General features: G+C 71.8%; 11 protein-coding genes. 3 read left to right on the top strand and 8 right to left on the bottom strand.

The genetic code is table 11. The annotated features are described in order from the left end of the window. Positions 1 to 2 precede the first annotated feature (2 nt). The 5 genes from M8I34_RS29460 to M8I34_RS29440 all read right to left on the bottom strand — a co-directional run bounded on the left by M8I34_RS29460 (position 3) and on the right by M8I34_RS29440 (position 5,355). Positions 3 to 1,040, bottom strand: coding sequence for an N-acetylglucosamine kinase (locus M8I34_RS29460; protein ID WP_250054429.1), 1,038 nt, complete (start codon positions 1,038 to 1,040; stop codon positions 3 to 5). Then, positions 1,033 to 2,130 carry a phospholipid scramblase-related protein gene (locus M8I34_RS29455; protein ID WP_250054427.1) on the bottom strand — a complete coding sequence of 366 codons (1,098 nt, stop codon included), beginning with the start codon at positions 2,128 to 2,130 and terminating at the stop codon, positions 1,033 to 1,035. The genes M8I34_RS29460 and M8I34_RS29455 overlap by 8 nt, the downstream gene beginning before the upstream one ends. Positions 2,131 to 2,153: 23 nt before the next feature. Beyond that, positions 2,154 to 2,831: a uracil-DNA glycosylase gene (locus M8I34_RS29450; RefSeq protein WP_250054425.1), complete on the bottom strand. Its 678-nt coding sequence runs from the start codon at positions 2,829 to 2,831 to the stop codon at positions 2,154 to 2,156. Positions 2,832 to 3,012: 181 nt separating this feature from the next. Beyond that, positions 3,013 to 4,095 carry an exo-alpha-sialidase gene (locus M8I34_RS29445; RefSeq protein WP_244417451.1) on the bottom strand — a complete coding sequence of 361 codons (1,083 nt, stop codon included), beginning with the start codon at positions 4,093 to 4,095 and terminating at the stop codon, positions 3,013 to 3,015. Between the two features lie 156 nt (positions 4,096 to 4,251). Next, positions 4,252 to 5,355: an NADH:flavin oxidoreductase/NADH oxidase gene (locus M8I34_RS29440; RefSeq protein ID WP_250054423.1), complete on the bottom strand. Its 1,104-nt coding sequence runs from the start codon at positions 5,353 to 5,355 to the stop codon at positions 4,252 to 4,254. Between the two features lie 166 nt (positions 5,356 to 5,521). Between M8I34_RS29440 and M8I34_RS29435 the strand changes: the two genes are divergently transcribed. Further along, on the top strand, positions 5,522 to 5,893 hold the full coding sequence (locus tag M8I34_RS29435) for a helix-turn-helix transcriptional regulator (RefSeq protein ID WP_030984787.1): 372 nt from the start codon (positions 5,522 to 5,524) through the stop codon (positions 5,891 to 5,893). A 55-nt stretch (positions 5,894 to 5,948) separates the two neighbouring features. On the opposite strand, the gene M8I34_RS29430 is transcribed toward M8I34_RS29435, so the two are convergent. Then, complete coding sequence (locus tag M8I34_RS29430) at positions 5,949 to 7,334, bottom strand: FAD-dependent oxidoreductase (protein WP_250054421.1); 1,386 nt, start codon at positions 7,332 to 7,334, stop codon at positions 5,949 to 5,951. A 193-nt stretch (positions 7,335 to 7,527) separates the two neighbouring features. Here M8I34_RS29430 and M8I34_RS29425 point away from each other — a divergent pair, with 193 nt between their 5' ends. Further along, a complete protein-coding gene (locus M8I34_RS29425; protein ID WP_250054419.1) occupies positions 7,528 to 8,619 on the top strand; it encodes a DUF6214 family protein in 1,092 nt (363 codons plus the stop codon). 9 nt (positions 8,620 to 8,628) lie between these two features. Here the strand turns inward: M8I34_RS29425 and M8I34_RS29420 are convergent, their stop codons facing one another. Next, on the bottom strand, positions 8,629 to 9,300 hold the full coding sequence (locus tag M8I34_RS29420; RefSeq protein ID WP_250054417.1) for a DUF305 domain-containing protein: 672 nt from the start codon (positions 9,298 to 9,300) through the stop codon (positions 8,629 to 8,631). Positions 9,301 to 9,467: 167 nt separating this feature from the next. Between M8I34_RS29420 and M8I34_RS29415 the strand changes: the two genes are divergently transcribed. After that, on the top strand, positions 9,468 to 10,952 hold the full coding sequence (locus M8I34_RS29415) for a hypothetical protein (protein WP_250054414.1): 1,485 nt from the start codon (positions 9,468 to 9,470) through the stop codon (positions 10,950 to 10,952). On the opposite strand, the gene M8I34_RS29410 is transcribed toward M8I34_RS29415, so the two are convergent. Then, positions 10,943 to 11,605, bottom strand: a complete 663-nt coding sequence (locus tag M8I34_RS29410; RefSeq protein WP_048829257.1) for a TetR/AcrR family transcriptional regulator — start codon at positions 11,603 to 11,605, stop codon at positions 10,943 to 10,945. The genes M8I34_RS29415 and M8I34_RS29410 overlap by 10 nt on opposite strands. Positions 11,606 to 11,741 lie beyond the last annotated feature (136 nt).

Raw genomic sequence — 11,741 nt, 5'->3', positions numbered from 1 at the left:
AATTACCCCGGCGCAGGCCGTGTGATCTGCAACAACCGTGCGTCGGCGGGCAGTGTCAGGCGGTCGCCGGCCAGTGCCGCGGCGATGGTCAGCGCCCCGTCGAGCGGGCTGCCCGCGGCCGCTGCCGGGCGGGCGTCCGGCAGCCGCTCGGCCAGCGCCGTACGCAGCGGGGCCAGCAGGGGTTCGCCTAGCCCGAACAGCCCGCCGGTGCAGGCCACCGCGGTGCCGGTCCCCGGCGGGCAGACCGCTGCGGCGGCGTCGGCGATATGGCCCGCGGCGGCCTGCACGATGCCGAGGGCCGCCGGGTCGTCCTCGGCGGCGCAGCGGGCGACCTCCGGGGCGAACGAGGCCAGTACGGCGGGCCGGTCGGGGCGCGGGTAGAGCGCTCCGGGCAGCCCGGCGACCGGCCCGAACATCGCTTCCGCCCGCGCCAGCAGGGCGGCCGAACCGCCCGGCCGTCCGTCGTGCGCCCGCATCGCGGCCTCCAGCCCGGCACGGCCGATCCACGCGCCGCCACCGCAGTCGCCCAGCAGATGACCCCAGCCGTCCGCGCGGCGCCAACCGCCCTCCGTGGTCAGGTCCGTGCCCAGGGCGATCATGCCGGTGCCCGCGGCCACCACGGCACCGGGCCGCTGGCCCAGCGCACCGGCGTACGCGGTCACGGCGTCCGCCGCGAGGGCGAGGTGGTGCACCCCGAACGCGGCGGCCAGTGCGGCCGGCAGCCGGGCACGCAGGTCGTCGCCCAGCGTCGCCATACCGGCCGCGCCCACGCACACCGCCGCAAAGCCGTGCACGCCCGCTTCCCGCCGCAACTCCTCCGCCATGGGCAGGAGTTGGGACAGCATGTGGTCCGCGTCGATCCCTGCGGGGCCGGTGCGCACCGGCTCGGGCGAGGTACGGGCGGCCGGCGGCCGGGCCTCGGCGTCGTCGGCGCGGGCGACGGCGATCCGCAGCCCCGACCCGCCCGAGTCGACCCCGAGAACCCCGCGAAGACGGCCGGACCCGAGGGCACCCGAGCTGTGGCCGGCGGGCTCAGCCAAAGCCGCGGGCGTCCTGCTTGAGGGCGGTGTCGACGGTCAGGGCCGTGGCGACGACCAGGCTCAGCAGCGGGTCGGGCAGCTGGTGGTGGACCTGGAGGACGTAGTTGTCCGCGCTCGTGAACATCGTCTTGGCCAGGCCTTCCCAGGTCTTGGTGATCCGGGCGACCTCGGTCTCGGCGTGGTCCACGATGGCGAAGTTCCAGGCGCGCCAGTTCTCGGCCTTGATGGCGCCGATCTGCTGGCCGTTGACCATCATCGCGAAGTTGATCTTCCCGATGGCGTTCTGCTGCACGATCTCGCCGACCGGTGAGCCGTCCGGACGCTGCACGATCACCTTGGACTTGATGATCTTCGCGGGCCGGGTCAGGATCAGCTGCGGCTGGCCGTAGGCGTCCCGGATCTCCAGCTTGTGGGTCATGTACTGATCGAGGCTGGAGACGACGCGGAGCACCTTCTTGGCCGTGCTCTGGCCGACCTGGACGACCGCGCCGATCGTGTTGCCGTGCTGGTCGAAGACGCCGTACTCGTTGGTGACCTCGATGAGCTTGGCCTTCTGGTTGACCACCAGCACCGGTTCGGTGAACAGCGTGCCGCCGCCCGGTCCGCCGGGTGCCACCCCTGCCTGGTGCTGCACCTGCTGCTGCACGGCGCCCGGGTGCGCGCCCGGCTGCTGCAGCGGCTGCTGTCCGTACGGCTGCTGCATGGGCCGGCCCGGCGCCTGCTGGCCGGGCGCCTGCTGGGGATAGCCGTACCCCTGCTGACCGTACGGAGCGCCGCTCTGCTGCTGGCCCGGATACGGGGCCTGGCCCGGCGCCTGCTGCTGCGGTGCGGACTGCTGGGGCATCGGCTGCTGCGGCGCGGACTTCTGGAGCGTCTGCTGCTGCGGGGGCTGCTGGCCGGCCTGCTGCTGAGGAGCTTGTTGCTGGGCCTGCTGAGCCCCCGGCTGCGGCGCCTGGCCTTGGCCCGGTGCCGCAGCCTGTTGTCCCGGGTGGGTGTGCTCCGTCCACTGGGACCCGTCCCACCAACGAAGTTGGTGGGGGGTGCCCTGCGGGTCGGCATACCAGCCCGCAGGGATGTTCGCATTCGTCATGCCAGGCACACTATCGCCCGGTGTCAGGGCAGCCTCCAGTCGACGGGCTGTGCGCCCTGTCGCACCAAGAGGTCGTTCACCCGGCTGAAGGGCCGCGAGCCGAAGAAACCCCGGTCGGCGGACATGGGGGAGGGGTGCGCGGACTCGACGGCCGGCAGATCGCCGAGCAGCGGCCGCAGATTGCGCGCATCGCGCCCCCACAGCACCGACACCAGTGGGCGCCCGCGCGCCACCAGCGCGCGGATGGCCTGCTCGGTGACCTCCTCCCAGCCCTTGCCGCGGTGCGCGGCGGGCTTGCGGGGCGCCGTCGTGAGCGCTCTGTTCAGCAGCAGCACGCCCTGGTGCGTCCACGGGGTCAGATCGCCGTTCGACGGGCGGGGCAGGCCGAGGTCGGAGTGCAGCTCGCGGAAGATGTTCTCCAGGCTGCCGGGCAGCGGACGCACCTCCGGCGCCACCGAGAAGCTCAGCCCGACCGCATGCCCCGGTGTGGGGTAGGGGTCCTGTCCGACGATGAGCACCCGCACCTCGTCGAAGGGCTGTTGGAAGGCGCGCAGCACATTGCTGCCGGCCGGCAGATAGGTGCGTCCCGCGGCGATCTCCGCCCGCAGGAAGTCGCCCATCGCGGAGATCTGTCCGGCAACGGGCTCAAGTGCCTTGGCCCAGCCTGGTTCGACAATGTCTTGGAGAGGTCGTGCAGCCACGGGATCACCCTACTGGCCGCGGCCCGCTCCCCTTCAACCGATGGCCCGAGCCTCGTCCGGCCGGCACGGTGATCCACCGCAACTGACGCCCCGTAAGGTGCCGTTATCCGTTATCCGTTATGCGATATCTGATATGCGAGCCATCGCGCACCGCCTCGCGTCCCGTGCTCCTCCGCCTCCCTCAGGCCACCGCGGCCCGTACGCACAGCACATCCGGCAGATGGGAGGCGAGCTGCCGCCAGCTGTCGCCGTCATCCGCGCTGGCGTACACCTCGCCGTTGCGGTTGCCGAAATACACCCCCGCGGGATCGGCATCATCGACCGACAGCGCGTCCCTGAGCACCGTGCCGTAATGGTCCTCGTCCGGCAGTCCGTCGCTCAGGGCCTGCCAGCTCCGGCCGGCGTCGGCGGTGCGGAAGACCCGGCAGCGGCGCCCGGCCGGCACCCGGTCGATGTCGGCGGTGATCGGGAAGAGGTAGGCGACATCTCCCGTGCGCGGATGGGCGGCCACGGCGAAGCCGAAGTCGGACGGCAGCCCGCCGCCGATGTCCGTCCACTCGGCGCCCGCGTCGTCGCTGCGGTAGACGCCCCAGTGGTTCTGGAGATACAGCCGGTCGCGGTGCACCGGGTCCTGCGCGATCTTGTGGACGCACTGGCCGAACTCGGGATGCTGGTCCGGCAGGAAGACCGCCTTCACGCCCTTGTTCGACGGGGCCCAGCTGGCGCCCCCGTCGAGGGTGCGGAAGACCCCTGCCGCGGAGACGGCGACGGTGACCGCGTCGGCGTCCCGCGGATCCGTGATCACCGTATGGACGGCCAGCCCGCCGCCGCCCGGCACCCACTGCTCCCGGCTCGGGTGGTCCCACAGCGCCCGTACGAGCTCGAAGGTCTCACCGCCGTCCTCGGAGCGGAACAGGCCGCCGGGTTCGGTGCCCGCGTAGACCACATCGGGGGCGGCGGGGCCGGCCGGATGCAGCTGCCAGACCCGCTCCAGTGAAGTCCCGGTGTACTCCGGGTACTTGACCGAGGCGCGGGAGGGCTCGTGCCAGGTTTCGCCCAGGTCGTCGGAGTGGAACACCGACGGGCCCCAATGGGCGCTGTCGGCCCCGGCCAGCAGCCGGGGTGTGGCGCGGCGGGTGTCGATCGCGAGGGAGTACACCGCCTGCGCGGGGAAATGCGGACCGCTCACGTCCCAGTCACCATGCCGTCGACGGCCGATGAAGAGCCCTTTGCGCGTGCCCACCGCGAGTAGTACGTCAGTCATGCCGGAACACCTCCGGGACGCCGTTGTCTCAGACAGGGGCAAGTTTGCACCCGGCCACTGACAACGGCGTCCCGGAACGTGTCCGCGCAGGTCGGACGGTGCGGCCCCGCTCCGGCCACGGGCCCGCACGCCCTTTGCGGGCAGCCTCGGACGGCCTCAGACGGCCCGGTGGTACGGCTGCGGCACGGCGGTCCGCGCGCCCAGCTCCCGGGCCGCGTGCTGCGCGAAGCTGGGGGAGCGCAGGAGTTCCCGGCCGAGCAGTACGGCGTCGGCCTGACCGTCCGCGATGATCTTCTCGGCCTGCCGGGCCTCGGTGATCAGGCCGACCGCGCCCACCGCGAGACCGCTCTCCTTCTTGACCCGCTCCGCGAACGGCACCTGGTAGCCGGGTCCCGTGGTGATCTTCGCGTCCGGCGCGTTGCCGCCCGTGGAGGTGTCCAGCAGGTCGATCCCGTGCTCCCGCAGCTCGCGGGCGAAGCGCACGGTGTCGTCGGCCGTCCAGCCCTCGCGCGGGTCGCTCTCGTCCTCGGCGAGCCAGTCGGTCGCCGAGATCCGGAAGAAGACCGGCAGTTCCTCGGGCCAGACCTCCCGTACGGCGTCCACGACCTCCAGCGCGAACCGCGTCCGGTTCTCGTACGAGCCGCCGTACTCGTCGGTGCGCCGGTTGGTGAAGGGGGAGAGGAACTGGTTGATCAAGTAGCCGTGCGCGCCGTGGATCTCGGCGACCTCGAAGCCGGCTTCCAGCGCCCGCCGCGCCGTCGCGCGGAACTGCTCGACGATCTCGCCGATCTGCGCCACGGTCAGCTCCGCGGGGGCCGCGAACCCCTCGCCGAACGGCACCGGGCTCGGCCCGACCGGCTCCCAGCCGTACCGCTGGCCCGGCAGGAGCGGCGCGCCACGGTCCACCCAGGTGCGCTCGGTGGAAGCCTTCCGGCCGGCATGTGCGATCTGGATTCCAGGGACGGTGCCCTGCTCCTTGAGGAAGCCGGTGATACGCCGGAAGGCCTCGGTCTGGGTGTCGTTCCACAGGCCGAGGTCGTACGGGCTGATGCGACCCTCGGGGCTCACCGCGGTGGCCTCCGTGAGGATGAGGCCGGTGCCGCCCGCCGCTCGCGCGGCCAGGTGCTGGAAGTGCCAGTCACCGGGCGCCCCCTCTGCCGGGCCCTCGGGAGCCGCGGAGTACTGGCACATGGGTGCCATCCAGAGGCGGTTCGGGATGGTCAGCGAGCGGAGGGTGATGGGCTCGAACAGTGCGCTCACGGCAGGCTCCTGTACCTGAAGGCGAACGGGTACCGGCCGGCCCCGCACTCATACGATAGGCGTCGTACTACGGTGGATGTCAAACTACGAAGCTTCTCGTACAATGAGCGGGCGGGCGCGGCGCGCCAGGCCCCACCGAGCCCCGCAGAACCAGTCAGGAGCCCTCATGCCGACCGAAACGACCTCCCCGCACGCTCCGTCGGGCTCCCGGTCGCTGGAGCACCCGGCCCGTGAGGACATCCGGCTGGCCGATGTGCTGCACGCCCTCGCCGACCCGGTGCGGCTGCGGATCGTGTGCGCACTGGCGGCCGCCGAGGGCGAGCTGAACTGCGCGGACATCGAGCTCCCGGTCAGCAAGTCGACCTGTACCCACCACTTCAGGGTGCTGCGCGAGCACGGCGTCATCCAGCAGCTCTACCGGGGCACGGCCAAGATGAACGGGCTGCGCCGGGCCGATCTGGAAGAGCTCTTCCCCGGCCTGATCGACGGTGTCCTGCGGGCGGCCGATCTCCAGGCCGGCCGCCTCGGGGCGGAGTAGCAGGGCCGGGCCGCTCCGGCGGGCCAGGGCCCGTTCGCCCTCGCCCGCCGCTGGCTCAGCGGGTCATCTCCACCGAGTGCGCCGCCTCCAACAGCCCTGCCCAGTCCGGCAGTTTGACCGTGCCGCGGCCCAGTCCACGGCCCCACTCCGCCTCGGCGGCCTCGATCGCCAGCCAGCCCGGCCACGGCACCGGCTGCTGCCCCGCCCGGATCAGCGCGGCGAGCGGGTCCCCGGAACTGCCGCGCTCCGCGAGCGTGGGGGCGTCCGCCAGCAGCGACAGCGCGGTCTCCTTCGCGCACGGCCGGTTGGTGCCGATCACCCCCGTGGGGCCTCGCTTGATCCAGCCCGCCACGTACACACCGGGGAGCGGCGTCCCGTCCCGCAGCACCCGCCCGGCCAGGTGCGGCACCGTCCCGGTCGTCTCGTCGAACGGCAGACCGGGCTGCGGCGTCCCCCGATAGCCGACCGAACGCAGCACCAACTGCCCCTCGATGTCCTCGAATTCGCCGGTCCCGGTGACCCCGCCCCGCCCGTCGGGCGCCGTCCGCTCGAACCGGACCGCGCGCACCCCGGTGGCGTCCCCGAGCACCTCGACCGGTCGCAGGAAGAACCGCAGATGAATCCGGCGCCCGCGCCCCTCGGCCCCCGCGTCCGGGCCCGCCGGGGCGGCAGCCGCCCGCTCCGCCCAGCCGCGCAGCACCTCGACATTCCGCCGTCCCGCCGCGGGCAGCCCGCCCGGATCCCGGAACGCCGGATCCAGCGCCAGCTCCTCGGGCCGTACGAGCACCTCCGTACCCGCAAGGGAGCCCAGTTCCCGTAGCTCCTTGGTGGTGAACTTGGCCTGGGAGGGGCCGCGTCTGCCGACCATCCAGACGTCCTCGACGCGGCTGTCCGCGAGCGCGCCGAGCGGCCCCTGCGGCATATCGGTGACGGCGAGCTCGTCGGCGCCACGGGACAGCATCCGCGCCACGTCCACCGCCACATTCCCCACGCCGATCACCACGGCGGACCGTGCCGCGAGGGTGAAACGGACCGCGGCCGCATCCGGATGTGCGCTGTACCAGGCGACGAACTCGGTCGCCGGATGGCTGCCGGGCAGATCCTCGCCGGGGATGCCCAGATGCCGGTCGGTGGCGGCGCCCACGCAGAACACCACCGCGTCGAAGATCTCCCGCAGCTCCTCGACGCCCAGCCCTCGCGCTCCGACCTCGACGTTCCCCAGGAAACGTACCTTGGGGTGCTCCAGCACCGTACGCAGATTGTTCTGGAGCGATTTGATCTTCTCGTGGTCCGGCGCGACGCCGTAGCGCACCAGGCCGTACGGGCAGGGCAGCCGGTCGAGTACGTACACCTCGATGTCCGGCACGGTCTGCTGCTCGATCAGGGACTGGGCGGTGTAGACGCCGCTGGGTCCAGAACCGATCACTGCGACACGAAGCACGAGTGGCCCCTTCCGCGGGATACCCCCAGGATCGCACCGGCAGGCGCGCGACGGGAGATGCGCTATCGGGGTTGCTCCCGGTGGGATGAGCGTGCCGCGCTACTGGGCCGGGTGAGCGGGGGGCTAGGTTTTCAATGTGTCGGAAAGTGACTTTTATACCGTTAATCACCGATATGAAGCCAAGGGCGCGCCATTGGAGTGGCCCACGTGGGAGCTCCAGGCGCACGGCTCCGCCGCGCCCGCTCTCGCCCCCGACCCCGCCGCCCCCGACGATCCGGCCGGACCCCGCGGCCCCGGATGCCCGCTGCCCCGGCTCGATCCGCTGGGCCCCTGGTGCAGTGCCCGGCTGACCTTCGCTGACGGCGCCCGGGTCGATGTCCTGGTGACGGTCTCCGACGACCGCATCACCGTCGAGGACGTGCGGGCCGATCCGCCGCTGACGCTCACCGGCCTCACCGACCTGGCCCGCTGGATCGAAGGCCCCCTGGACGACGCCTTCCGGGCGGCCACCGGGCGGCCGCGCAGGACACGGCCCGCACCCCGGCAGCCCGGTCCGGCGGCCACCTCGCCGGAGCGCGGCGGAAGGCCGCCGGCCGGGCCGCAAACGGAGCCGGGGAAAGGCGCGGCACCCGATCCGGCGACCGGCGCGCGGCCGAACTCGCCGAACGGGCCGACATCGTCGACACCACGGCCGATGGCCGGGACGGCGCCGGGTCGCGAGCCGCGACCGGAACCGAGGGGTGCCGGAGCGGGAGTGACGGCAGGGGAGGGCGTGGCGCCCGCGCCTCAGGGGGCGGCAGCGGCTGGCGAAGGGCCGACAGGCCCGACGGGCGTCGCGCGGGGCGACAGCGCAGTCCACGGGACAGCAACGCCCGGGGGTACCGGCCACCCTGCCGAGCCGTCCGCCGAGGTGACCGCCGAACCGGCAGCCGAGCCCTCCGCCGAACCGTCCCCGGCCCTGGCCGCCTCGCCCGCGTCGTCCACGCCCGCCCCGGCCTCCACGCCCGCCACGTCACCGACGCCGGCCGGGTCAGTGACATCGAACGAGCCGCCGCCCGCCTCGGCCAAGCCGTCCGAGCGCGCCCGCTCCGCCGTCCTCGCCCGGTCGCGGGCCGGTGAGCGTCGCAGGATCGCCGCGGACGCGTACCGCCAGGCCCAGCGGGACGGATGCGATCCGGTGCTGGCCGTCATGCTGGCCACCGGCCGTAACCGCCGAAGGGCGTTGCGGCTGATCGCCGGCGCCCGTGACGAAGGGCTGCTGACGCCACGTCACAACAAGCGATGACCGCCAACGTCAGGGCGTCTCCCCGGCGTCCGGCTGCATCCGCCGCATCCGCCCGATCTCGGCGCTCTGCTGCGCGATGACATCGTTCGCCATCTCCTCCGCGAGCGTGTTCCTGCCCCCGGAGAGCAGATCCGTGGCCATGGAGACCGCACCCCGGTGGTGCGCGATCATCAACTTCAGGAAGAGCGCGTCGAACTTCTCGCCGCGCGCCGCCCGCAACTGGGCGAGCTGAGCGGCGGTCGCCATGCCGGGCATCTCCCCGTGATGGTGGTGCCCGCTCTCCGCGCGCGGTCCGCCGAAGCCGCTCAACCAGCCCTCCATGGCGCCGATTTCGGGCCCCTGGGCCGCGGCGATCCGCTCCGCCACCCGCCCGACCTGCTCGCTATGGGCATACCGCTTGGCCAGGCCCGTCATCACCAGCGCCTGCCGGTGGTGCGGGATCATCATCTGGACGTAGCCGAAGTCGGCGGAGTTGGGGGAGTCGTCACCGCGCGCCTTCCTGGCCTCGTCGACGGTGAGGGTCTTCGCGGGTTCACCCGGCTTGCCCGGCGCCACCACGTTCGCCGCGGCGGCACGCTTAGGTCCGGCGCCGTCGTCGGACGAACAGCCGCTCAGGGCAAGGGAGATGGCCAGCCCGCAGCCGGCCGCGGCGAGGACGATCGCTCTCCTGGGACGCTTCAACGCGCGCACTCCTGTCGGTCGTCGGACCCTCCGCCGGAGCTCGCCCGGCCTCGTCCGCCTCACTCGGGCGTCACATCTTCATTGCCTTCTATTGATATGTACATGAGCAGCGCGATACTACCGGGGCCAAGAACCGTTCACATCGGAACGGACTTCAGGAGGTCCTCGTGACGTCGTTGCACACACCCCGCGTGCGGCGCAGACCCCTCAGGGCGGTGGCCGCGGCCTTCGGGCTCGCCGCTTCCCTTCTCGTGGCCGGACCGGCGGCCGCAACCCCCGACCCCGGCGACCACCCCTCAGGGGCCCGGGAGGTGAGCCGCGGCCAGGAGGCGGACACCCGGGCCGCGATCAAGAACGGCGAGATACCCGGCGTGGACGAGGTCGTCCACAGCGCCAACGTCCGCCATCTGGCGAACATCCCGAAGCAGGCCCTCCAGGGCACCAACTCCGACCTGGCCTTCCAGGGGAAGTACGCCTTCGCCGGCAACTACGACGGCTTCGTGATCTACGACATCTCCCGGCCCAAGGCGCCCAGGACCGTGAGCCAGGTGCTCTGCCCCGGCTCCCAGAACGATGTCTCGGTCTCCGGGAATCTGCTCTTCCTGTCCACGGACTCCTCGCGCAGCGACAACTCCTGTAGCAGCGCCGCACAGCCCGCGACGGAGAAGTCCTCCTGGGAGGGCATGAAGATCTTCGACATCAGCGACAAGAAGAACCCCAAGTACGTCGCCGCCGTCGAGACCGCCTGCGGTTCCCACACCCACACGCTGCTTCCCGAGCGCCGGAACGTCTATGTCTACGTTTCGTCCTACTCGCCCAGCGCGACCTTCCCCGACTGCCAACCGCCGCACGACGGCATCTCCGTCATCAAGGTGCCGCGCTCCGCGCCCGAAAAGGCCGCCGTCGTCGACTTCCCCGTCCTCTTCCCGGACGGCGGCAACCCCGGCGGCTCCACCAACCCGGGCGTCTCGCAGACCACCGGCTGCCACGACATCACCACCTTCCCGAAGCTGAAGCTGGCCGCGGGCGCCTGCATGGGCGACGGCGTCCTGATGGACCTCTCGAACCCGGCCGCACCCAAGGTCATCGACCGCGTCCAGGACAACGTCAACTTCGCCTTCTGGCACTCCGCGACCTTCAACGAGCGTGGAAACAAAGTGGTGTTCACCGATGAACTGGGCGGCGGCGGAGCGGCCACCTGCAACGAGAAGACCGGACCGAACCGCGGCGCCGACGGGATCTACGACATCGTCGGCAAGGGCTCCCATCGCAAGCTGGTCTTCAAGAGCTACTACAAGATCCCGCGCCATCAGGCCGACACCGAGAACTGCGTCGCCCACAACGGCTCGCTGATCCCGGCCAGGAACCGCGACATCATGGTCCAGGCGTGGTACCAGGGCGGCGTCTCGATCTGGGACTTCACCGACTCCGCGCACCCGAAGGAGATCGGCTACTTCGAGCGCGGCCCGCTCTCCACGGACGCACTGGTCACCGGCGGCGCGTGGTCCGCGTACTACTACAACGGCCACATCTACTCGAACGACATGGCCAAGGGCTTCGACGTGCTCGCGATCGACGACCGTCGCACGGACAGTGCCGAGCCGGTACGGATGCGGGAGCTCAACGTCCAGACCCAGCCCGACTACCGCTGACCGGACACCCCCGTACCGCTCCTCGCGTCGGCAGTCCCGCCGGGCGGCTCCTCGCCCGGCGGGACCCCCAACTCCCAGGCCAGTCCGTACCGTTGGAACAACTCGGCACGCAGCCGCACCCGCGGCATCGACGCTCCCGGCAGCAGCATCGGCACCACCGCCCCCATCAGCAGCGCACGCAACAGCGGATAGTCGGCATCGGGATCCGGGGAGCCGTATGCCACGACCGTCTCCCGCAGCAACTGGGCCAGCCGCTGCTGCTCGGGGCACTGGATGAATCCGTCGGCCGTCAGAATGCCCGCCATATGCGTCCGCATCAGCAACGGGTGATCATGCGCAAGCCCCAGGATCGCGTCGATGGCCCGCGCCATCAGCTCCCGCCCCGCGTCCGGTCCGGCCGGCCGCGGCTCGCGCTCCAGCGCGGCCTGCAAGGTGAGGTGCATCAGACGGTGCACGGCGGACTGGAGCAGCTGACGCTTACCGGGGAAGTAGTACGAGACGAGCCCCCGCGCCGCCCCCGCCCGATGGGCGATGTCGCCGAGCGTCGTGGCCTCGAACCCGCGCTCTCCGACCAGCTCGATCGTCGCCTGGAGCAGCCGTTCGCGGGACCGCCGCCGCAATTCTTCATTGACCGATGCGCTGCGGGGGGACATCCTGTAACTCCTGCGTTGACTGGCTCAGGGCCAATATACTCTGTATGACTCCGGATGTCCGTCTTCAGGCGGAACCCGGGCAAGCTGCCTGATTCGGGCGACGCGGGGGATCGCCCGAATCGGGCGGCGATGAGAC

The organism is Streptomyces sp. MCA2 (assembly GCF_023544705.1).
Classification (GTDB): domain Bacteria; phylum Actinomycetota; class Actinomycetes; order Streptomycetales; family Streptomycetaceae; genus Streptomyces; species Streptomyces decoyicus.
Note: the sequence above shows the minus strand (reverse complement) of the source record. Positions and strands in the feature narration are given on the sequence as shown.

Excerpts from the sequence above, each read along its gene's own strand:
- M8I34_RS29410 (WP_048829257.1), bottom strand. The coding sequence starts at position 11,605 with ATGTCCCCCCGCAGCGCATCGGTCAATGAAGAATTGCGGCGGCGGTCC.
- M8I34_RS29435 (WP_030984787.1), top strand. The coding sequence starts at position 5,522 with ATGCCGACCGAAACGACCTCCCCGCACGCTCCGTCGGGCTCCCGGTCG.
- M8I34_RS29445 (WP_244417451.1), bottom strand. The coding sequence starts at position 4,095 with ATGACTGACGTACTACTCGCGGTGGGCACGCGCAAAGGGCTCTTCATC.
- M8I34_RS29455 (WP_250054427.1), bottom strand. The coding sequence starts at position 2,130 with ATGACGAATGCGAACATCCCTGCGGGCTGGTATGCCGACCCGCAGGGC.